Genomic DNA, 22,862 nt, shown 5'->3' with positions numbered 1-22,862 from the left:
GCCGCTGACCGTACGACACGGGCAGCAGCCCGTCGCGCGGAACGGGCGCCACCTCGGCCGGGGCGGCGGCGCGAGCGGTGGTGCGGGCGGCGGCGACGCGCTCCGCCAGCCCGGCCACGGTCGGCGCCTCGAACAGGGCCCGGACCGGCAGCTCGACGCCGAACGCGGCGCGCAGACGGGTGACGATCTTCACGGCCAGCAGCGAGTGGCCGCCCAGTGCGAAGAAGCCGTCCTCCCGGCCGACCGGACCGGTCTCCAGCACCGCCTCGAACAACGTCGCGACCAGCTCCTCCACCGGGCCGCGCGGCGAGGTTCCCGAGGACTCCCGCCGCGCCTGACCGGGCTCGGGCAGGGCGGCGCGGTCGAGCTTGCCGTTGGCGTTGGTGGGGAGCTCGTCGAGGAAGGTGAACGAGGCCGGGACCATGTGCTCGGGCAGCCGCTCGCGCAGCAGGCCGGTGAGCGCCGCCGGGTCGGCCGCGCCGACCACGTAGGCGGCGAGCAGTCCCCGCACGGGCCGCACCACCGCGCTCCTGACCGAGGGGTGCGAGGCCAGGAGCGACTCGATCTCCCCCGGCTCGACGCGCATGCCGCGGATCTTGATCTGGCCGTCCATCCGGCCCAGGTAGTCGACCTCGCCGTCCGGCAGCCAGCGGGCCAGGTCGCCGGTGCGGTACATGCGCGCGCCGGCCGGGCCGTACGGGTCGGGCACGAACTGCCGGGCGGTCAGCCCCGGACGCCGCGCGTAGCCGTGGGCCACCCCGACGCCGGCGATGCACAGCTCTCCGGGGGTGCCGACGGGGACGCGGCGCAGGTCGGAGTCGAGGATCTCGATCCTGACGCCCCGGATGGGCGCGCCGATCGGCGTGCGGGGCTCGCCCGGCTCGGCCCTGTGCCAGGTCACCTCGATGGCGGCCTCGGTGGGACCGTAGAGGTTGTGCACCTCGACGCCCGGGAGCCGCTCGTGCGCCCGGGCGACCAGGGAGGACGGCAGCGCCTCGCCGGAGCAGTAGATCCGGCGCAGCGAGGGCAGGTCGAGGACCGGTTCGTCCAGGAGCGCGTCCAGCATCGACGGCACGAAGTGCACGGTGGTCACGCCGTGGTCCGCGAGCAGGCGGACCAGCGCGGCCGGGTCGCGGTGCGCGTCGGGGGCGGCGACCACGAGCCCGGCTCCGGCGATGAGGGGCCAGAACAGCTCCCACACCGACACGTCGAAGGTGAAGGTCGTCTTCAGCGGGACCCGGTCCCCGGCGGTGAGCCGGAAGGCGCGATCGGTCCAGGTCAGCCGGTTGACGATGGCCTCGTGGGAGTTGAGCACGCCCTTCGGCACGCCCGTCGACCCGGAGGTGTAGATCAGGTAGGCCGGGGCGGACGGCGGGATCGCGAGGTCGAGCGGCCCGTCCGCGGACGCGGTCGGGGCCACCGTGACGAGCCCCGGGAAGCGCTCGGGCTCCTCGGTGACCACCACGCCGGCGCGGGCGTCCTCGGCCATGAAGCGCAGCCGCCGGTCGGGGTGGCCGGGATCGAGCGGCAGGTAGGCGGCCCCGGCGGCCACGACCGCGTGGACGGCCACCACCAGGTCGGCGCTCCGCGGCAGGCAGACGCCGACCACGTCGCCCAGCCGTACGCCCCGCTCGCGGAGGGCCGAGGCCAGCCCGCGGACCCGCGCGCCGAACTCGGCGTAGGTCAGCCAGGAGCCGTCCCAGACGGCCGGAGCGTCCGGCGAGGCGGCCACCCGGCGAGCCAGCAGCTCGGCCAGGGAGGCGTACTCCTCCGGCGCGCCCGTGTCGTTCCACCGCTCCACCAGCGCCTCGTCGGCGGCGGTCAGCGCGGGCAGGGCCGACATCGGCTGCTCGGGCCCGGCCGCGACGGCGGCCAGCACCTCGGTGTAGAGCTCGGCGATGCGCCGGGCGGTGGCCTCGTCGAACAGGTCGGTGCGGTATTCCAGGATGCCGCCGACCCCGCCGGGCTCCCGGCGCAGGTACATGGTCAGGTCGAACTTGGCCGTCGAGGTGCCGGTCCCCCGCCACTCCATGGTCAGCCCGCCCGAGCTGACCGCCGGACGGTCGGCGTCCTCCAGGCTGAAGAGCACCTGGACCAGCGGCGTCGCGCCCAGGTCGCGCTCGGGCCGCAGCTCCTCGATGAGCGCCTCGAAGGGCACCTCCGAGTTGGCGAAGGCCTCCAGCACGGTGGTCCTGACCTGCCGGAGCAGATCCCGGAAGACCGGGTCGCCCGAGGTGTCGGCGCGCAGCACCAGCGTGTTGAGGAAGCAGCCGATCAGCGGCTCCAGCTCCGGCCGGGGCCGTTCGGCGGCGGGGGTGCCGACCACGATGTCCCGCTGCCCGGTCACGCGGGAGAGCGCGATCGAGAGGGCGGCGACCATGGTCATGAAGAGGGAGGCGTTCTCCTGCGCGCCCATGGCGCGCAGCCGCTCCACGACGGGACCGGGGATGGTGATCGGGACGTTCGCGCCCAGGTAGTCCCGGCGGGCGGGGCGCGGGCGGTCGGCCGGCAGTTCCAGGCGTTCCGGCATCCCGGCCAGCCGCTCGCGCCAGTAGGCCAGCTGCGTGCCGCGCAGCTCGCCCTCGACCCGCTCCCGCTGCCAGGCCGCGTAGTCGGCGTACTGCACGGCCAGGCCGGGCAGCTCGCGGCCCGCGTAGAGCTCGCCCAGCTCCCGGGCGAACATCACCGCCGACCACGCGTCGGTGACGACGTGGTGCAGCGTCACCAGCAGCTCGTGATCATCCGGTGCGTGCCGTGCCAGGGCGGCCCGGATCGGCGGCTCCGCCGTCAGGTCGAACCGGCGGGCGCCGCGGGCTTCCAGTTCGGCGGGCTCCACCGTCTCGAAGGGCACGGCGGCCTCGGCCGCCACCGACACGAACAGATCGTCGTCGCGCTGCACGAACCGCGATCGCAGCACCTCGTGCCGGGCGGCCACCGCCACCAGGGCGCGCTCCAGCGCCGCCACGTCCAGGACGCCGCGCAGCCGCAGCCGCACGTGCGTGTTGTAGACGGCCAGCTCCGGTTCCAGCTGGTCCAGGAACCACAGCCGGCGCTGCGCGTAGGAGGCGGGCAGCAGGCCGTCCCGGGGCACGGGGACGACCGGCGGGACCCGCTCGGCGTCGCGGCCCCGCGCCGCGGCCACCAGGGCGGCGATCCCGGCGACCGTGGGCGACTCGAACAGCGCCTTGGGCGAGAGGCCGACGCCGAACGCCTTGCGCAGGCGGCCCATGAGCTTGATGCCCAGCAGGGAGTGGCCGCCCAGCGCGAAGAAGCCGTCGTCCCGGCCGACAGGACCGGTCTCCAGCAACGTCTCGAACAGGCCGGCCACCAGCTCCTCCACCGGGCCGCGCGGGGGCACCCGCTCGGTGTGCGCGGCGTCGGGCGGGTCGGGCAGCCTGGACCGGTCGACCTTGCCGTGCGCGGCCAGCGGCAGCGCGGGCAGCTCGACCAGGTGCGCCGGGATCAGGTAGGCGGGCAGGCGCTCGGCCAGGTAGGCGGGCAGCTGCCGGGCGTCGCCGACGACGTAGGCCACCAGCTCGGGCTCGTCCTGCCCGCGCACGACCACCACGCAGTCGGTGACGGCGGGATGGGCGGCCAGGACGGCCTGCACCTCCCCGGGTTCGACCCGGTGCCCGCGGATCTTGACCTGGCCGTCCGCGCGGCCGAGGAACTCGATGGCTCCGTCCGGCAGCCGCCGTGCCCGGTCGCCGGTGCGGTAGAGGCGCGCGCCCGGCCGGCCGAAGGGATGGGGGACGAAGACGGCCGCAGTCTGCCCCGGCCGGCCCAGGTAGCCGCGGGCGACGGTGGCGCCGCCGACGCACAGCTCGCCGACCACCCCGTCGGGCACCGGGCGCAGGTCATCGTCGAGGATGTAGGCCTCGGCGTGGGGCAGCGGGAAGCCGAGGGGCGTGACCGCGCCCGCCCCGGCCGGTTCCCGGTCGCCCGCGAGGCCGAGCACGCCGACGGTCGTCTCGGTGGGACCGTAGTGGTTGACGACCGCGGGGCCGTCCGGGCGCGCGCGCAGCTGCCGTACCCAGTCCCAGCGGGACGCCTCGCCGCCGAGCACGAGCGTGCGCGCGGGAAGCCGGTCGAGCTGCAGGGCGGCCAGGTGCGAGGGCGTGATCTTCAGCAGGTCGATCCGGTCGCGCCGGAGGTGCTCGGCGATCCACGCGGCGTCGGTCGCGTGCTCCCGGGAAGCCAGGTGGAGCGTGCCGCCGGTGAGCAGCGAACCGTGGAAGACGGTGACGCCGAAGTCGAAGGTCAGCGGCTGCACCATCGAGTGGCGCAGTCCCGGGGCCAGGCCGAGCAGCCCGCTGACCCCGGCCACGTAGGCCGTGAGGTGCCGGTCGGCGACGCCGACCCCCTTGGGCAGGCCGGTCGAGCCGGAGGTGTAGATCACGTAGGCGAGCGTGTCCGGGTGGCGGGCGACCTCGGGGGCCGTCTCCGGCAGCCCGTCCGTCTCGCGCACGTCGATGACCGGGATGTCGGCGGCCGGGAGGCCGGTCGCGGATTCACCGTCGGTGAGCACGGCCGTCGCGCCGGAGTCGGCCAGCAGCCGGCGCAGCCGGCCCGCGGGGTGTTCCCGGTCCAGCACCAGGTAGGCGGCGCCCGCCTTGAGCACGGCGAGCACGGCCACGGCGAGCTCGACGCCGGTGTCCAGGAAGATCGCCACCGGGGTGTCCGGGCGGGCCGCCCCGGCCAGCCGGTGGGCCAGCCGGTTGGCCCTGCGGTCCAGCTCGGCGTAGGTCAGGCTGCGTCCCCGGGCGTCGGCCACCGCCACCTGGCCGGGGCGGGCGGCCACCTGGGCCGCGAAGGCCTCCGTCACGGTGGCGGGCTCGGCGCCGGACGGCGGCGGCGCCGCGGTGAGGCGCTCCTCCTCCCCGGGCAGCAGGAGCGGCAGGTCGGCCAGGGAGGTCTCCGGCGCGGCCAGCGCGGCGTCGAGCAGGTTGCGGTAGCGGGCGGCGAAATCCCGCACCCAGGCCTCGTCGAACAGCGCGGCCGCGTACTCCACGTGCCCGTCGATGCGCCCGTCCACCTCGGCGAGGTCGAGCAGCAGGTCCACCTTGGCGGTGCCGTTGCGCACCTGCCCGTTGGCCCCCAGGGAGGGCAGCAGGTTGAACACGACCTGGTGCAGCGGCACGCCGACGCCGCCCGACCGGTCCGGCCGCAGCTCCTCGACGAGCCGCTCGTAGGGCACCTCGGCGTGGTCGAGGGCGTCGAGGACCGCGGTCCGCACCCGGTCGACCAGCTCGTCGAAGCTCAGTCCCCGCTCGCACTCGGCGCGCAGCAGCAGGGTGTTGACGAAGTTGCCGATCAGCGGCTCCAGCTCGGGCAGCGACCGTCCGGTCACCGGGGAGCCCACCACCACGTCCGCCCGCCCGGCCAGGCGGGACAGCAGCGCCTTGAGCCCGGCCAGCAGCACCACGAAGGGCGTGGTCCGCCGCTCCCGCGCCATCCGGTGCACACCCTGCACGGTGGCGGCGGGCAGCTCGAAGCCGACGTCGCCGCCGGCGTTCCGGGGGAGGCCGGGGTCGGGCGCCCGGGGCGACAGGCGCAGCGGCTCGGGAAGGTCGGCGAGTTGCTTGCGCCAGTAGCCGAGCTGGCCGGTCAGCTCGCCGCTCTCCCACCGGCCGCGCTGCCAGGAGGCGAAGTCGCCGTACTGGATGGGCGGTTCGGGGAGGTCGGCCCCGCCGAGGCAGGCCAGGAAGTCCCGCTGGAAGATCGCCACGGAGGCGGCGTCGAAGGCGACGTGGTGCACGGTGAGGAAGAGGTGGTCGCGCTCGTCCCCGGTGCGGATCAGGCGCGCCCGCCACAGCGGGGCCTGATCGAGCGGGATGGACCGGGCGGCGTCGGCCTCGCGCACCCGGGCGAGCCGTACCCGCCGCTCCTCGGCGGGAAGCCCGCGCAGGTCGGTGACCGGAACCTCGATCGGGACCTCGGGCAGCACGATCTGGACCGGCACGCCGTCGCGGTTCTCCAGCGCGGTTCGCAGCACCTCGTGGCGGGCGACGACCCCGGCCAGGGCTGCGGTCACGGCCTCGGGTCCGGCGCCGGCCGGCAGGCTGGTGCCGAACGGGATGTTGTAAACGGCGTAGCCGGGTTCCAGCTGGTCCACAAACCAGAGCCGCTCCTGCGCGAAAGAGGCAGGAAGTGTGAAACCGGACGCCTGATCGGTAGGCGCGCTCACGCCCGCTCGGACTCCTGCATGGCCTCACGCAGGCTGCGGGGCCTCATGTCCGTCCACACCTTGTCTACATACTCAAGGCAGCTATTACGGTCGCCCGAAAACCCTTCATCCCGCCAGCCGGCCGGCGTGGGGCGGTCTGACGCCCAGATCGAGTATTGCTCCTCGTAGTTGATCACTACCTTGTAGTCGCCACTGGGCATGGGTACGCCTACTCCCTATTCGCCGTGTCAGGGGTCGCCGGACACGCCAAAGAACAATGTGGGACTTAGAGCCGCAAAACACGACAAATTACGGCAAACAACGGTCAGCAGGGCGCTTTGTCCGGCCCTGACAGCACCGGTAGTCGTCTTCAGACGAAGTGCCGCCGATTGAAGTCCACAGGAACCCGGCAAGTCAATACTTGTCGGGAGAACCGCATCCGTCGATCACTGACAGTGCTCATGACCGTAAACGGAGCATTGACAGCACCTGGGTGAACTGTGAAATATGGGCCGGGCCCAAACTCGTCACAACGGTTTGGGCCATTACGGGGAATCCATACACATTTTGTGGGTTCGTCCTTAATTCCGTGCTTACCAGCGTGGAGAGGGGCCCAGTTCAGCATGGCGGTGCACAGTTACCTCCCGTTACCGGCCAGCGCAGCATGACCGCACTCGTCGAGGTCACCGATAACCACGGTGATCCGATCACGGGGGATTCGACCACAGAGGAACCGGTCATGAGGCCGCCCGGGGAGGGCGCATGACCGAGCTGGCAGTCATCGGCACCGGTGGCCTGGCCAGAGCCGTCTGTTACGCCCTGGCCGTGACCGGCCCGCCGGTCCGGATCACCGTGATCGGGCGCGATCCGGCCAGGATCGCCGCGTTATGCCACATCGGCATGGCCAGAGCCGCGATCGCCGGCTCCGGCGTGACCTTCCGTCCCGCGCCGGTCCCCCTGCCCGAGGCCCTGCCGGAGGCCCTGGCGACCGCCGCTCCGGCGGGCGTGCTGCTGGCCGCCTCCAGCCAATCCCCCTGGGAGTCGCTCCGCTCCCCCTCGGCCTGGACCTCCCTGCTCCGGCGCGGCGGCTTCGGGCTCACCCTGCCCTTCCAGGCCGAGGCCGCCGTCCGCGCGGGCGCCGCACTCGCCTCGGCCGGCCCCGGCTCCTGGTTCGTCAACGCCTGCTTCCCCGACGCGGTCAACCCCGTGCTGGCCGCGTGCGGCGTCCCGGTGCTGTGCGGGATCGGCAACGCCGGCCTGCTGGCCGCGAGTCTCCAGAGCGCCCTCGGCCTGGCCGACCAGCGAGAGCTGCGGGTGCTCGCCCACCACGTCCACCTGCACGCGCCCGCCTCCCCCGGGGACGAGGCGCGGGTCTGGCACCGGGACCGCGAGCTCGCCGACGCCGGCGCGCTCCTCGCCGCCCAGCGGGCCGTCCCGCGCACCGAGCTCAACCACGTCACCGGCCTGACCGCCGCCCGGGTGCTCGGATGCCTGCTCACCGGCGGCGACCTCGACACCTCCCTGCCGGGCCCGCTCGGGCTGCCGGGCGGCTATCCGGTACGGCTCGCGGCCGGCCGGCTCAGCCTGCGCCTGCCGCCGGGCCTGGACCGGGACGAGGCCGTCGCCTTCAACCAGCGCTCAGCCGTACGGGACGGGGTGATCGTGGAGGGCGCACGCGTCACCTTCGGCCCCGCCGCCCGGGAGGAACTCTCCCGGGTCGCCCCCGACCTCGCCGACGGCTTCCCCGCCACGGATCTGGATCCCGCCGTCAAAGCCTTCACCCAGCTCAGAGATCGGCTCAGAGACCTCCCCGCCTACCCGTAGACAGAGGTGCGCCCGACGATGCACGCAGCGAACCTGCTAATCGACTACTACGACCGCCTCCCCGCCTCGATCGCCGCCTGCGTCGACGACCTCGAACCGGCCAGATCGGACATCGGCTTCTCCCCCGGCTACCACCTGCCCGCCCTCGACGCGGACGTGGAACGTTTCCTGTCGGTGGCCACCGCCCGCTGGGAACCGCTCGGCGAGTACGGCGAGCACCGGCTGACCCTGCTCGACCTCACCGGCAACCCCGCCACGGGCACCACCAAGACCTTCGCCTCACTGATGATCGTCGCCCGCGCGGTGGAGTACATCAGGCGGTACGGCGAGGCGATCACGATCTTCTCCCCCACCTCGGCCAACAAGGGCGTCGCCCTGCGCGACGCGGTGCTGCGCGCGATCGAGGCCGGGCTGGTCCGCCCCGACCAGCTGCGCACGGTGATCCTGGCGCCCGGCTCGTGCCTGGCCAAGCTCCGCTCCAGCCGGCTGTCCACCGACCCCGCGCTGCGCGAGCTGAACCCGATGCTCGTCTACGACGGCCCCGAACCGGAGCGGGTCAAAGCGCTCGGCCGGGCCTTCGCCGACAAGTACGCCGGCGACCTGCGGGCCAACGGCGAGAACCTGTGGTACTCGCTGGACCTGGCCAACTACCTCGTCGCCGACACCGCCAGGGCGTACTTCGAGCACGCCGCGTCCCCGGTCGCCGGGCCCCGGCTGCACGCGCACGCGGTCTCCAGCGCCTTCGGCCTGCTCGGCTACCACCGCGGCCGCGACGTGCTGGAGGAGTCCGGCGCCTCGGACCCGGAGCACCGGCCCGCCAGCCTGCTCGTGCAGCACCTCGGCACCCCCGACATGGTGCTCAACCTCCGCAACGGGTCCTTCGACCGGGCCGGTCTGCCCGAGTACGCCCCGGCGGACGGCCTCTACCGGCAGTCGGCCGACCCGCGCTTCCCCGCGGTGACCTACGACCCGGACGAGGTGCTCGACCCGACCTTCTACACCCACCGGCCCGCCACCTCGCCCTCGATGAACGCGATCATCGAGCGCTCGGGCGGCGACGGCATCGTGGTCTCGCTGGCCGAATGCGTGGCCCGCTACCCGCAGGTGCGCGGGCTGCTGGCCGGGACCGGCTGCGAACTGCCCGCCGACTTCCGGCAGCTGCGGGAATGGTCCCTGGTCATGGCCCTGACGGGCGTGCTCAACGCCGTCGACCGCGGCCTGGCCGACGACTGGCGCGACGTGGTGGTGCACGGGTCGGGCCGCTACACCTCGGCGGACTACGCGCCGCTCGAACCGGAGGCGATGACCGAGGTCGCGACCGTCGAGGACGTCGCCGCGGCGGTCTGCCGCTGATGTCCCCCCCGGAGGACGCGATCGCCGTCGTCGGCATGGCCGGGCGCTTCCCGGGCGCTCCCGACGTGCCCACGCTCTGGCGCAACCTGCTCGACGGCGTGGACGCCGTGCACGACTACACCGAGGCCGAGCTGCGCGCGCTCGGCGTGGGTGAGCGGCTGCTGGCCGATCCGGCGCACGTGCGGGCGGGCGGCCGCCTGCCCGGCGCGACCGCGTTCGACGCCGACTTCTTCGGCATGACGGCGGACGAGGCCGCCGCCATGGACCCCCAGCAACGGCTCTTCCTGGAGCAGTCCTGGGCCGCGCTGGAGGACGCGGGCTGCGACCCCGCGGCCTTCGACGGGCTGATCGGCGTCTTCTCCGGTTCCTCGGTCAACAGGCACTTCCTCTACCGGCAGTTCACCGGCGACCCGGACGAGCCGCTGGTCCCGGGCTTCGCGCCCGACTACGCGGCCGCCCAGACGGCCTACCGGCTGGGCCTGACCGGCCCCGCCATGGCCGTGCAGACCGCCTGCTCGAGCTCGCTCACCGCGGTCTGCGTGGCGGCCCAGCACCTGCTCGACTACCGCTGCGACCTGGCGCTCGCGGGCGGGGTGAGCGTCACCGAACCCCGCTTCCGGCACACGCCCGGTGGCCTGGTCTCCCCCGACGGCCGCTGCCGCGCCTTCGACGCCGCCGGTCAGGGCGGCGCCTACGGCAGCGGCGTGGCGGTCCTGGCGCTCAGACGCCTTCGGGACGCGGCCGAGAGCCGGGATCGGATCCTCGCCGTGCTCCGCGGCTGGGCGGTCGGCAACGACGGCGCCCGCCGGGCCGGGTTCGCCGCCCCCGGGCTCGACGGGCAGGCGGGCGTGGTGGCCGAGGCGCTGGCGGACGCCGGGCTGACGCCCGGCGCGATCGGCTTCGTCGAGGCGCACGGCAGCGGCACCGCGGTCGGGGACGCGATCGAGGTCGCCGCCCTGGTCCAGGCCTTCTCCGCCGACCCGCTGCCGCCGGGAACCGTCGCGCTCGGCTCGATCAAGACCAACCTCGGCAACCTCGACGCGGCGGCGGGCGCGGCGTCGCTGATCAAGGCCGTGCTGGCGGTACGGCACGGCGTCGTCCCGGCCAACCTCCACTTCGAGCGGGCGGCTCCGGACGTCGAGTTCGGCCCCTTCTCCGTGCCCGTCAAGAACGTGGCCTGGGAGACGGAGACCCGGCGGGCCGGGGTGAGCTCCTTCGGCCTGGGCGGGACCAACGCCCACGTGATCGTCGAGCAGGCCGCCGGCGGACCGCCGCGCCCGGCCTCCACCGGCTGGCACGTCCTGCCCGTCTCGGCCCGGACGCCCGAGGCCCTGCGCCAGGCCCGCACGCGGCTGGCCGACTGCCTGGAGGCGGCGCCCCGGACCGACCTGGACGACGTCGCCCACACGCTGACCGCCGGACGCCGGGCCTTCGCCCACCGGACGGCGATCGTCTGCCGGGACCTGGCCGAGGCCGTCGCCCGGCTGCGCGGCCTGCCCTACGGCGCGCCGTACGACGCGCCGGAGGACCTGACGCGGGCGGCCGAGGGCTGGGCGGCGGGCGGCGAGCCCGCCTGGCCGCCGGCGGACGGCCGCGTCGTCTCGCTGCCCGCCTACCCGTTCCAACGGCAGGAGGTCTGACCATGAGACCCGGCACCGGCTCGCTCGAGCACTGGTTCTCCGTCCCGCAACCCCGCCACGCGGCGCCCATGCAGCTGTTCTGCCTGCCGTGGGCGGGCGCCGGGGCGGGGGCCTTCCAGGGCTGGGCCGCCGCGGCGGGGCCCGGGATCGAGGTGCTGTCCATGGTCCTGCCGGGCCGGGAGGGCCGCTTCTCCGAGCCTTTCGGAGTCGACATCGGGGAGCTCGCCGACGCCGTCTCGGCCCGGGCCGACCGGCCGTACGCGATCTACGGGCACTCCATGGGCGGCACGCTGGGCTTCGAGGTGGTCCGCGAGCTGACCAGGCGGGGCGAGCGGCTGCCGCGGCGGCTGTACGTGGGCGCCTGCCGGCCGCCGGACCACGTGGAACCGCTCGCCGAGCTGGCGGAGGTGTCCGACGAGGAGATGCTCAGCCGGCTCATCGAGCTCGGCGGCCTGCCGGAGGAGCTGGTGGCCGAGCCGGAGCTGTGCGAGCTCGTCCTGCCGGTCCTGCGCGCGGACTTCACCTGGCTGCGCGAGTACGTCTACCGTCCGGGTCCGCCGATCGGGGTGCCGATCGAGGGCTTCGCCGGAGCCGACGACAGGTCGGTCCCCGCCGAGGTCATGCGGGACTGGGCCGGGCACACGAGCGCCGGGTTCACCCTCGGCGTCGAGCCGGGCGATCACTTCTTCCTGCGCGAGCGGCGTGACCACATCCTGGACCGGGTGCGCGCATGAGCGGCCACCGCATGCCGCTCGGCGACACCGGCTGGTGGGTGTGGCGCGAGGCGCTGCTGCGCAGCACCGGCTTCCCGGCCGACGGCCTGACGCGCCTGTCCGCCCCCGGCTGCGCGCGGGCGGCGGACGCGCTGCTCTCGGGCGAGCTCCCGGCGGAGGACTTCGACAAGATCCTCACGGAGACCGGTCAGGAGCTGGGCGACGAGCTGACCCGGATCGCCGCCGACCCGCTCTTCCGCGAGGCGATCACCTGGCAGAACCGGGGCGCCCTGGTCGCGCTGGACGCCCTGGCCCGCGGCGGCCGGCGCGACAGCAGGCGGCGCGAGCGGGAGCGCGTCGCCGTCAAGTACTGGCAGCGCTACAGCGCCAAGAACGAGACGGTGGGCTTCTTCGGGCCGGTGACCTGGGTCCGGTGCGCGGAGGACGGCCCGGCCCTGGAGGTACGGCCCGGCGGGCGGCCGCTGTCGGACCGCCGCGTGTTCTTCGAGGACTGGGCGGTGCGCGCGTACGCGGCGAAGCTGGCCGAGGACCCCGCGGTGCGCCGCTGGCTGCCGCCCGCCCTGCAGCCCCAGCTGACCCTGGACGGCCGCCGGGTGCTGCGGCCGGCGCAGCCGCCCGTCCCGGTGTCGGCCGCCGAGGCGCTGCTGCTGTCGCGATGCGACGGCAGGCGCAGGGCCGTCGACGTGGCCGCCGAGGTGACCGGGCAGGCGGGCATCCGCACCGAGGCCGACGCCTTCCTGCAGCTCGACCTCCTGGCCGGGCGCGGCCTGCTGACCTGGCAGGGCGACGTGCCGCAGAGCCCGCACGCCGAGGAACACCTCCGGCGGCTGCTGACCGGCATCGAGGACCCCGCCGTGCGCGGGCGGGCCCTGGCCGGGCTGGAGCGGCTGGCGTCCGCCCGAGGGGAGGTGGCGCGCGCCGCGGGCGACCCGGACGCCCTGCGCGCCGCGATGGAGGCGCTCAGCGCGGTGTTCGGCGAGGTCACCGGCGCCGACCCGGTCCGCAGGAGCGGCCGGACCTACGCCGGCCGCGGCCTGGTCTACGAGGACACCACGCGCGACGTGCGGGTGACCGTGGGCCGGCCGCTGATCGACGGCGTCGCCGAGCCGATGGCGCTCATGCTCCGGGCCGCCCGCTGGCTCACGGCCGAGCTGGCGACGGCCTACGGCCGGGCGCTGCGCGAGCTGTACGAGGAGCTGCGCGCGGACGGCCCGGTGCTCCTGTCCGACCTGTGGTACCTCGCCCAGGGCATGCTGTTCGGCGCCGGTCCCCGGCCCGTGGACGCCATCGCCGAGGAGTTCGCCCGCCGCTGGTCGGAGCTGTTCGGCCTGGACCGGGTCCCCCCGGACACCGCCGAGCTGACCTTCACCGCCCGCGGGCTGGCCGCCTCCGACGCGTTCGCCGCCGCCGGCCCCGGCTGGTCGGACGGCCGGCTGCACAGCCCCGACCTGCAGATCTGCGCCGACAGCGTCGAAGCGGTCAACCGCGGCGACTACCTGGTGGTCATGGGCGAGATGCACGCGGCCTGGGCGACCTTCGACTGCGCCGTCTTCACCCTCGCCCACCCCGATCCGGGCCCGCTGCGCGACGCGCTGGCCGAGGACCTGGGACCCGACCGGGTCAGGCCCCTCTACCCGGTGGAGTGGCCCCGTTACACCGGCCGGGTGACGCACGGGCTGGACCACCCGACCGACATCGAGCTGGGCTGGACGGCCGCCCCCGGGGCCGACCCCGACCGGCTGGTGCCCGCCACGGGCGTGCCGGTCGACGAGGTGGACGGGGAACTGGTGGCCACCATGCCGGACGGGAGGACCCGGCCGCTGCTGGAGGTCTTCTCGCAGCTGGTGTCGATCCACGCCGTGGACGGCTTCAAGCTCGTCGGAGGCGACGGGCACACCCCGAGGATCACCATCGACCGGCTGGTCGTCGCCCGCCGCACCTGGCGGACCACCGTGGACGCGACGGGGCTGGCCGACGCCGGCGGCGAGCGCGCGCGGTACCTGGCCGTGCGCCGCTGGCGGCGTGAGCTCGGCCTGCCCGAGCAGGTCTTCGTCAAGCTGTCCACGGAGATCAAACCGCTCTACGCCGACCTCACCAGCCCGGTCTTCGCCGACCTGCTCTGCTCGATGGTCCGCTCGGCCCGCCTCACCGCCGGGCGGGACGTGCGGCTGACGGTCTCCGAGATGCTCCCCGGCCCGGACCAGACCTGGCTGTCCGACGCCGAGGGCCGCCGCTACTTCACGGAATTGCGCATGCACATGGTCGATCCCCTTCCTGGAGGCGCGGGATGACGACGCTGCCCGATCTGGTGCTGGCCCAGGCCGAGCGCCGCCCGCAGGCGCCCGCTGTACGGCAGTGGCAGGAGACCCTCACCTACGGCGAGCTGGCCGCGCGGGCGGGCGGGCTGGCCGCCCGGCTGCCGGACGTGGGGCCGGAGCAACTGGTGGGGGTCTGCCTGCGACGCCGGCCGAGCATGGTCACCGGGGTGCTCGGCGTGCTTCTGGCCGGGGGCGCGTACGTGCCGCTCGACCCCGACGGCCCCGCCGCGCGCAGGGAGCAGATCATCCGGAACGCGGGGCTCCGCCTGATCGTGGTCGACGAGTCCACCGCGGAGCTGTTCGACGGGGTGCGGACCGTCCCGGTGGAGGGCCCGCCCGCCGCGCCCGGACGGTGCCCGGCGCTGCCCGGCAACGCGGCCTACGTGCTGCACACCTCGGGATCCACCGGCGCGCCCAAGGGCGTGGTGATCAGCCACCGCAGCGCCTGCGCCTACGTGCTCAGGAACATCGGACTGCTGGGCGTCGACGAGGACACGCGCGGCCTCGCCTTCTCCTCGCTCGGGTTCGACGTGTCGGTGCACGACCTGTTCGTGCACCTGGCCGCCGGGGCCGCGCTGATGCTGGCGGGCGAGGACGACCGGCGCGACCCCGTACGGCTCCAGCGTTTCTGCGCCGAGCACCGCGTCACCTGCGGTGACCTGCCGGTCGCCCTGCTGCCGATGCTCGATCCGGCGCGCCTGCCCGAGTGGCGGGTGCTGGCCACCGGCTCCGAGGCGCCCGGCCCCGAGCAGGTGGAGCGCTGGGCGGGCCGCCGGTTCGTCAACTACTACGGCCCGACCGAGACGACGGTGTCGGTCACCGCCTTCGAGGCCGCCGGGAGCTGGGACCGGCCGCTGCCGATCGGCACCGCCCAGCACGGGCACCGCGTCCACGTCGTCGACGGGGAGCTGCGCGAGGTCCCGGCGGGCGTGCCGGGCGAGCTGCTGGTCGGCGGGGTCGGGCTGGCCCGCGGATATCTGGGGCGGCCCGGCCTGACGGCCGAGAACTTCGTTCCCGACCCGTTCGGCGGCGACGGCGAGCGGCTCTACCGGACCGGCGACCTCGTGACGCTGCAGCCGGACGGGAACCTGATGTTCCTGGGCAGGATCGACCGGCAGATCAAGATCCGCGGGCAGCGGGTGGAGATCGGCGAGGTGGAGACCGTGCTGCGCGGGCACCCGCGGGTCGGGCACGCCGTGGTGGAGGCGGTCGAGGGTCCGGCGGGCGTCCGGCTCGTGGCCTTCTGCACCGCGGACGGCGTGAGCCCGGACCTGCTGCGGGAGCACTGCGCCCGGCGGCTGCCCGAGGTGATGGTCCCCGCCGAGGTGCTCATCCTGCCCGGCCTGCCGATGTCCTCCTCGGACAAGGTCGACGTCCGGGCGCTGCGCGCGCTGGTGCCCGACGCGCCGGCCCTGGGCGCGCCGCCGCGATCGCCGGCCGAGCGCGCCGTGGCCGGGGTGTGGGCCGAGGTGCTCGACCGCGTCCCCGGGCTGGAGGACGACTTCTTCGCCTCCGGCGGGCATTCCATCAGTGCCATGCGCCTGGTCAGCGGCCTGCGCGCGGCGCTGGGGCGCGAGGTGGCGGTGGAGGACGTCTACGCCGCGCGCACCCTCGGCGCGCTGGCGGCGCTGGTGGAGGCGGCGCCTCCCGTGGCCGGGGAGCTGCCCTCCGGCAGCCCGCCCGCGCTGACCGCGGCGCAGCGCCGGCTGTGGTTCCTGGAGCGGCTCTTCCCCGGCAGCGTCGCCTACAACATCGCGCTCGCCGAGCGCCTGCGCGGCCCGCTCGACGTGACGGCGCTGGAGCGGGCGCTGACCGCGGTGGCCGAGCGGCACGAGGTGCTCCGCTGGCGGGTGCCCGACGACGACGGCGTGCCCCGCGTGGAGGTGTCCGCACCCGAACCCGTGCGGGTGGCCGTCGAGACCCTGGACGGCGCGCCGGGCGGCGGGGCGGACGGGCCTGGCGGACCCACCGGACCCGGCGGCGCACCGGGCAGTGGGCCGGACGGGCCGGGCGCGTGGGCGGACGGGCTGAGCGCCGGATCCGGCGGCGGGGCGGACGACCTGCCGGACGGGGTCCGCGCCTGGCTGGACCGGGCCGGCGCCCAGCACTTCGATCTGGCGCGCGGCCCGCTCTGGCGGGCCAGGCTGCTCCGGCTGGGCCCGGACGACCACGTGCTGGCGGTGACCTTCCACCACGCCGTCTTCGACGGCTGGTCGGAGGGCCCGTTCTTCGACGACCTGGCCCGCGCCTACGCCGGCGAGGTCCTGGACCCGCCGGAGGCGACCTTCGCCGACTACGCCGCCTGGCGGGCGGCGCGGGACGGCAGGCGGGCCGGGGAGGACCTGGCCTGGTGGACCCGCTCGCTGGCCGGCGCCCCCACGACGCTCGACCTGCCCAGGGACCGCCCGCGACCGGCCGTGCAGAGCCACGCCGGCGCCCTGGTCACCGCCACGCTGAGCGCGGAGACCACGGCGGGCGTCCGCGAGCTGGCCGTACGGCTGGGCGCCACCGCGCCGAGCGTGTGGCTGGCCGCCTTCGCCGAGCTGGTCCGGCGCGTCACCGGCCGGGACGACATCGTGGTCGGCGTCCCCGCGGCGGACCGCAGGCACGAGGCGTTCCAGGACCTGATCGGCTTCTTCGTGGACATCGTGCCGATCCGCCTGCGCTCGGCCGGGGACGCCTCCTTCGCGGAGCGGGTGCGCGGCTGCGCCGACGCGATGATCGACGCGATGGCCAGGCCCGGCGCCGCCATCGAGGACATCGTCGGGGCGCTGGCGATACGCCGCGATCCCGGCCGGGCGCCGCTGGTGCAGGTGCTCTTCAACGTCTTCAACTTCCCGGAGCCGCGGCTGGAGCTGAAGGGGCTGAGCTCCGCCGGCATCGTGCCGGCGCCCGCGGGTTCCCCGTTCGACCTGACGGTCTACGTCGTCGAGCGGGACGGGAGGTACGCGGTCGACCTCGTCTACAACACCGACCTCTACACCGCCGAGCGCGTCGGGCTGCTGCTGCGGTCCTTCACCGACCTGCTCGGCCGGGCGGTGGCCGAGCCGGACGCCCCCGCGGCCGGCTTCGAGCTGAGGCACGCCGCCGCGCTCGCGCACGGCGTGGCGGACGAGCCGGAGCGGGCCGTACGGCCGGAATCCGGGCCCCGCGCGGAGCCCGCCACCGACACCGAGCGGCTGCTCGCCGGGATCTGGCGGGACGTGCTCGGCCGCGACGGTGTGCTCGCGACCGACAACTTCTTCGACGTCGGCGGCACCTCGATGGCCGTCGTCGTGGTCCGCGACCGGCTGGCCGCCCTGACCGGGCGCCAGGTGACGGTCGTGGACCTGTTCCGCTACCCGACCGTACGCGCGCTGGCCGCCCACCTCGACGGCGAGGCCGCGAATCCGGAACTGAGCCGCGCCGACCGGCGTGCCGACACACGCCGCCAGCAGCGGGACAAGCGCAGGAGGAGACAGTGACAGAGTTGTCCAACGACTCGGGCGCCGAGCCCATCGCCATCATCGGCATGAGCGCCCGCGTGCCGGGCGCGAACGATCTCGGCCGGTTCTGGCGCAACCTGGTCGACGGAGTGGAGTCGGTGACCTTCTTCACCGACGAGGAGCAGCTCGCCGGGGGCGCGACTCCGGAGGAGCTGGCCCGCCCCTCCTTCGTCAAGGCCGCGCCGGTCATGATCGACATGGAGGGCTTCGACAACCGCCTGTTCGGCATGAGCGCGCGCGAGGCGGAGCTCGCCGATCCGCAGCAGCGGATCTTCCTGGAGCAGTCGCACGCCGCGCTGCAGGACGCCGGCTACGACCCGGGCACCTACGAGGGCGCCATCGGCGTCTACGGCGGATCCGGGCCCAGCCAGTACCAGTGGCTCAACCTGCAGACCAACCCCGACCTGGACAGCAACGCGGTCAAGCTCGGCATGTCGATCGGCAACAACATCGACTACGTCGCCACCACGGTCTCCTACCGGCTCAACCTGCGTGGGCCGGCCATGACCGTCACCACCGCCTGCTCCTCCTCCCTGGTCGCCCTGCACCTGGCCTGCGAGTCGCTGCGCAACGGGGAGTGCGACATGGCGCTGGCCGGCGGGATCTGCGTGGAACTGCCGCACGGCGCCGGCTACCCGGCCATGGACGGCTTCACCAGCTCCGACGGGCACGTCAGGCCGTTCGACGCCCGCGCGGACGGCACCATCTGGGGCAGCGGCGTCGGCGTGCTCGTGGTCAAGCGCCTGGAGGACGCGCTGGCCGACGGCGACCACATCCGGGCCGTGGTGCTGGGGAACGCGATCAACAACGACGGCAGCAACAAGATCGGCTTCTCCGCGCCGAGCCACGCGGGCCAGACCGAGGTGATCGCCGAGGCGCTCGGCATGGCCGGGGTGGATGCGCGCACCATAGGCTACGTCGAGGCGCACGGCACCGGCACCGCCCTCGGCGACCCCATCGAGGTGGCCGCCCTGAGCGAGGTCTACCGGCGCAGCAGCGGCGATCGCGGCTGGTGCGGCATCGGCTCGGTGAAGTCCAACATCGGCCACCTCAGCCAGGCCTCCGGCGTCGTCGGCGTGATCAAGGCGGTGCTCGCCATGGAGCACGGCCTGATCCCGCCCAGCATCAACTTCGAGCGGCCCAACCCGGCGATCGACTTCGACTCCAGCCCCTTCTATGTGGTCTCCGCCCCCACCAAGTGGGAGGACGGCCCGCGCCGGGCGGCGGTGAGCTCCTTCGGCATCGGCGGCACCAACGCCCACGTGATCCTGGAGCAGGCGCCGCCCCCCGCCGCGGCCACGAGCGTGCGGGAGCCGCAGGTGCTGCGGCTCTCGGCCCGCACCGAGAGCGCGCTCGACACCATGCGGACCCAGCTCGCCGAGCACCTCGCCGAGCACCCCGAGCTCTCCGTCGCCGACGTGGCCCACACGCTGCGGGTGGGCCGGCCGGAGCTGCGGCACCGCGTCGCCGTCGTGGCCGCCGACCCGGCCGGCGCGGTCAGCGCGCTGACCGACCGCAGGCGGCACCCGTCCGGGGACGCGGGCGGCGCGCCGCCCAAGGTGGCCTTCCTCTTCTCCGGGCAGGGCGCGCAGTACGCCGGCATGGGCGCCGCGCTCTACGCGGCCCGGCCGTCCTTCGCCGCCGCCGTCGACGAGTGCGCGGAGCTCCTCCGCGCGGAGCTGGGCGAGGACATCAGGCAGCTGATGTTCGCCGAGGGCGGCGACGACAAGCTGCGCGAGACCCGCTTCACCCAGCCCGCGCTGTTCACCGTGGAGTACGCGCTGGCCAGGCTCTGGCAGGAGTCCGGCGCGCAGCCCGCAGGCATGATCGGCCACTCCGTCGGGGAGTACGTCGCCGCCACGCTCGCCGGGGTGTTCACCCTGCCCGACGCGCTGCGCCTGGTGGCGGCGCGCGGGCGGCTGATGCAGTCGATGCCCGCCGGCTCGATGCTCGCGGTGATGAAGGACGAGCGGGAGATCGCCGATCTGCTCGTCGACGGGGTGAGCGTGGCCACGGTGAACGGCCCGGGCACCTGCGTGGTGGCCGGGACGGAGGAGGCGATCACGGCCTTCGCCGAGCTGCTCGACGGCAAGGGCGTCAAGGCCACCTTGCTGCGCACCTCGCACGCCTTCCACTCGCCGATGATGGAGCCCGTCCTGGCGGAGTTCGAGTCCCTCGTGGCCGCCGTGCCGCGGCAGCGGCCCGCCCTGCCGTTCCTGTCCAACGTGACCGGCGACTGGATCACCCCCGAGCAGGCCGTCGACCCGGCCTACTGGGCCGGGCACATCCGCCGCCCGGTGCGCTTCGGCGACTGCGTGGCCCGGCTGCTGGCCGACAAGGACTGGGTGATGCTGGAGTGCGGGCCCGGCAAGCAGCTGGCCCAGCTCGCCCGCATGCAGCTGCGCGGAGCCAAGGACGTGCTGCCCCCGCTCGCCAGCCTGCCCGGCCCCGGCGAGAGCGCCGGCGACCTGGAGGTGCTGTACGGCTCCGCCGCCCGGCTGTGGTCCGCCGGGGTGCCGGTCGCCGTGGACGGCGGCCGGGGCCGCCGGGTGCCGTTGCCGGGCTACCCCTACGAGCGGGAGTACCGCTTCATCCCGCCGGGTGAGGCCGGGGCCGCACCGAAGGCGCGGCCCTCCGGCCCCCGGGCGCTGGAGGACTGGTTCGAGATCCCCGCGTGGCGGCAGCTCGCGCCCTCCCCGCTCGGCGAGCCGGTCACCCGCTGCCTCGCCTTCGTCAGCGGGGAGCGCGGCGAGGAACTGGTGGCGGCGCTCCGGGCGCAGGGCGCCCAGGTGACCGTGGTCCGCCCCGGCGCGGGCTACTCCGGCGAGTCCGGCGCGGACCACCCCGGCGCGGACCACTCGGGCGAGTCCGGCGCGGACCGCCCCGGCGGGTTCACCGTACGGCCCGGCGAGCGCGCCGACTACGACGCCCTGATCGGCGCGCTCGGCGACTCCCCGCCCCCGCGCGTCGTGCACGCCTGGGCGCTGGACAGCGACCCGGCCCAGGCGCAGGAGCACGGCTTCTTCAGCCTGCTCTCCCTGGTCCAGGCCCTGGCCGCGGCGCAGCGGGCCGACGGGGTCCGCCTCGACGTGCTCACCTGCGGCACCGAGGACCCCCTGGGCGGCCCCGACCTGACCCGGCCGGAGTACGCGCTCGTGGCGGGCATCGCCCGGGTCGTGCCGCTGGAGGTCGAGGGCCTGCGGGTGCGCCACCTCGACCTCGAGTCCGGCGGCACCCCCGCCGCGACCGTCCTGGCCGAGCTGCGCAGGGAACCGGCGGACGACGTGCTGGCCCTGCGCGGCAGGCGCCGCTGGGTCCGCGAGTTCCAGCCGGTGCGGCTGGGCGAGGGCGGGACCGGGCTGCGCGAGGAGGGCGTCTACCTGATCACCGGCGGCCTGGGCGGCATCGGCCTCACCCTCGCCGAGCACCTCGGCACCCGGCTGCGGGCCCGCGTGGTGCTGATCGGCCGCAGCGGCGCGGTGACGCCGAGGGCCGCGCGCGCGATCTCCCGGATCGAGCGGGCGGGCGGCGAGGTGACGGTCCTGGCCGCCGACGTCACCGATCCCGCCCGGCTGCGCGAGGTCAGGCAGGAGGTCCTGGCCGTCCACGGCGGGCTGCACGGCATCGTGCACGCCGCGGGCCTGCCGGGCGGCGGCATGGCCGAGATCAAGGAACGGGCCGTCGCGCAGGCCGTGCTCGACCCCAAGGTCACCGGGACCGCCGCGCTGTTCGACGTCTTCGGCGACCTCGACCTGGACTTCGTCGCCCTCTGCTCGTCGGTCACCGCCGTCAGCGGCGGGTTCGGCCAGGTCGACTACTGCGCGGCGAACGCCTTCCAGGACGCCTTCGCCCGCGCCCGGCACGACACCCGCGTCCTGAGCCTCAACTGGGGTGCGTGGCTGGAGGTGGGCATGGCCGCCGCCGCCGACGCCGCCGGCCCGCCCGCCACCGGTCCTGCCGCCACCGGTCCTGCCGCCACCGCCGAAGCCGCCGCCGCCGCCGGGGGGACGCCCGTCGACCACCCGGTCGTGCGCAGCCGTACCCACGACCGGGCGTCGGGGCCGCTGGCCGCGGACACCCACTGGGTGCTGGACGAGCACCGCATCGGCGGGGTGCCGGTGCTGCCCGCGACCGGGCAGCTGGAATGCGCCAGGGCGGCCTTCGCGGCCGTCGTCCCGGCGCCCGGGGAGGACCACGCGGTGGAGCTGCGCGACGTGGTCTTCCTGGAGCCGCTGGCCGTGCCGGACGACACCGCGACCGAGCTCGTGGTCGCCTTCACCGGCGGTTCGGCCTTCGAGGTGCGCGCCGGCGAGCGGCTGCACACCCAGGGCGCGGCGGCGTGGGTGCGGCCGGCGCCGGTCGCGGCCGTGGACGTGGCGGCGCTGAAGGCCGCGATGACGCCGGAGACCGTACAGGACGACGAGTACGCCGGAGTGCTGACGTTCGGTCCGCGGTGGCGCTCGCCCGAGCTGGTCTGGCGGGCCGAGGGCGAGGAGCTCGCCTTCGTCGAGGGGACCGGGCCGGTGGCGGCGGAGGCCGGCGACTGGGGCCTGCACCCCGCGCTGCTCGACGTGGCCACCTCCTTCGGCCGGGGCAACGGCGGCGGCGCCTACCTTCCGCTGAGCTACGGCCGGCTGCTGGTCAGGTCCCCGCTGCCGGACCGCTTCTACAGCCGCCTGCGGCGCAGGGGCGACGGCGGCGCCGAGGTCGTCACGGCCGACCTGACGCTGATGGACGAGGCGGGCAGGGTGCTCGTGGAGATCGAGGAGTTCGTGCTGCGGCGCATCGACGCCTCGGCGGTGACCGGGGCGCTGAGCGCCGGGGACCGGAGCCCCGGCACCGGCATCCGCCCCGCGGACGGCGCCGAGGCGTTCTTCCGCGTGCTGGCCGCGGCCGACCTCGGCCCGCAGGTCGTCATCAGCGCGACCGCGCTCGACGAGATCACCCGGCGGGAGCGGCTGACCCGCCAGAGCCTCGAGGCCCAGGCCCCGGCGGTCCGGAGCGAGGACTTCGTCGCGCCGGAAGGCGAGGTGGAGGCGGCGCTGGCCCGGGTGTGGAGCGAGATCCTGGGCGTGCCCGACGTGGGCGCCGACGACGACTTCTTCGAGCTCGGCGGGAACTCGCTCATCGCGGTCCAGCTGATCGCGCAGGCCCGGGCCGCGGTCGGCGTCAAGCTGCCGATGCGCACGCTCTTCGAGGCTCCGTCCGTACGGCAGATGGCCGCCCGGGTCGAGCAGATCCGCGCCGAGCAGCCGGCGGCCCCGGCATCCGGTCCGGCGGCCCCGGCGTCCGCCCCGGCGACCCCTGCCCTCACGATCCCGCGCGTGGCGCGAGAGAGGTAG

At 75.1% G+C, this 22,862-nt stretch carries 9 protein-coding genes; 7 read left to right on the top strand and 2 right to left on the bottom strand.

All coding sequences use genetic code 11. The annotated features are described in order from the left end of the window. Together Plo01_RS35595 and Plo01_RS35590 are read right to left on the bottom strand one after the other, a co-directional pair. Positions 1-6,115: non-ribosomal peptide synthetase (locus Plo01_RS35595; RefSeq protein WP_203895173.1), on the bottom strand; the 6,115-nt coding region annotated here is incomplete at its 3' end. Positions 6,116-6,183: 68 nt separating this feature from the next. Continuing rightward, positions 6,184-6,387 carry an MbtH family protein gene (locus Plo01_RS35590; RefSeq protein WP_203895172.1) on the bottom strand — a complete coding sequence of 68 codons (204 nt, stop codon included), beginning with the start codon at positions 6,385-6,387 and terminating at the stop codon, positions 6,184-6,186. Positions 6,388-6,928: 541 nt separating this feature from the next. Between Plo01_RS35590 and Plo01_RS40710 the strand changes: the two genes are divergently transcribed. The 7 genes from Plo01_RS40710 to Plo01_RS35565 are packed head-to-tail and all read left to right on the top strand — an operon-like array spanning position 6,929 to position 22,862. Next, positions 6,929-7,990: a Rossmann-fold NAD(P)-binding domain-containing protein gene (locus tag Plo01_RS40710; RefSeq protein WP_239317710.1), complete on the top strand. Its 1,062-nt coding sequence runs from the start codon at positions 6,929-6,931 to the stop codon at positions 7,988-7,990. 18 nt (positions 7,991-8,008) lie between these two features. Next, positions 8,009-9,343 (top strand): DUF6002 family protein, encoded by a 1,335-nt coding sequence (locus Plo01_RS40705; protein WP_239317707.1) that lies wholly within the window; start codon positions 8,009-8,011, stop codon positions 9,341-9,343. Then, positions 9,343-10,983, top strand: a complete 1,641-nt coding sequence (locus Plo01_RS40700) for a beta-ketoacyl synthase N-terminal-like domain-containing protein (RefSeq protein ID WP_239317704.1) — start codon at positions 9,343-9,345, stop codon at positions 10,981-10,983. The genes Plo01_RS40705 and Plo01_RS40700 overlap by 1 nt, the downstream gene beginning before the upstream one ends. Before the next feature lie 2 nt (positions 10,984-10,985). After that, on the top strand, positions 10,986-11,717 hold the full coding sequence (locus Plo01_RS35580) for a thioesterase II family protein (protein ID WP_203895171.1): 732 nt from the start codon (positions 10,986-10,988) through the stop codon (positions 11,715-11,717). Next, positions 11,714-14,008: a lantibiotic dehydratase gene (locus Plo01_RS35575; protein WP_203895170.1), complete on the top strand. Its 2,295-nt coding sequence runs from the start codon at positions 11,714-11,716 to the stop codon at positions 14,006-14,008. The genes Plo01_RS35580 and Plo01_RS35575 overlap by 4 nt, the downstream gene beginning before the upstream one ends. Beyond that, on the top strand, positions 14,005-17,499 hold the full coding sequence (locus Plo01_RS35570) for a non-ribosomal peptide synthetase (protein ID WP_203895169.1): 3,495 nt from the start codon (positions 14,005-14,007) through the stop codon (positions 17,497-17,499). Before Plo01_RS35575 ends, Plo01_RS35570 begins: the two co-directional genes overlap by 4 nt. Continuing rightward, positions 17,496-22,862 (top strand): type I polyketide synthase, encoded by a 5,367-nt coding sequence (locus Plo01_RS35565; RefSeq protein ID WP_239317702.1) that lies wholly within the window; start codon positions 17,496-17,498, stop codon positions 22,860-22,862. Before Plo01_RS35570 ends, Plo01_RS35565 begins: the two co-directional genes overlap by 4 nt.

It is taken from the genome of Planobispora longispora (genome assembly GCF_016863135.1).
GTDB classification, from domain to species: Bacteria; Actinomycetota; Actinomycetes; order Streptosporangiales; family Streptosporangiaceae; genus Planobispora; species Planobispora longispora.
Note: the sequence above shows the minus strand (reverse complement) of the source record. Positions and strands in the feature narration are given on the sequence as shown.

Excerpts from the sequence above, each read along its gene's own strand:
- Plo01_RS40710 (WP_239317710.1), top strand. The coding sequence starts at position 6,929 with ATGACCGAGCTGGCAGTCATCGGCACCGGTGGCCTGGCCAGAGCCGTC.
- Plo01_RS35575 (WP_203895170.1), top strand. The coding sequence starts at position 11,714 with ATGAGCGGCCACCGCATGCCGCTCGGCGACACCGGCTGGTGGGTGTGG.
- Plo01_RS35570 (WP_203895169.1), top strand. The coding sequence starts at position 14,005 with ATGACGACGCTGCCCGATCTGGTGCTGGCCCAGGCCGAGCGCCGCCCG.
- Plo01_RS40705 (WP_239317707.1), top strand. The coding sequence starts at position 8,009 with ATGCACGCAGCGAACCTGCTAATCGACTACTACGACCGCCTCCCCGCC.
- Plo01_RS35580 (WP_203895171.1), top strand. The coding sequence starts at position 10,986 with ATGAGACCCGGCACCGGCTCGCTCGAGCACTGGTTCTCCGTCCCGCAA.
- Plo01_RS40700 (WP_239317704.1), top strand. The coding sequence starts at position 9,343 with ATGTCCCCCCCGGAGGACGCGATCGCCGTCGTCGGCATGGCCGGGCGC.
- Plo01_RS35590 (WP_203895172.1), bottom strand. The coding sequence starts at position 6,387 with ATGCCCAGTGGCGACTACAAGGTAGTGATCAACTACGAGGAGCAATAC.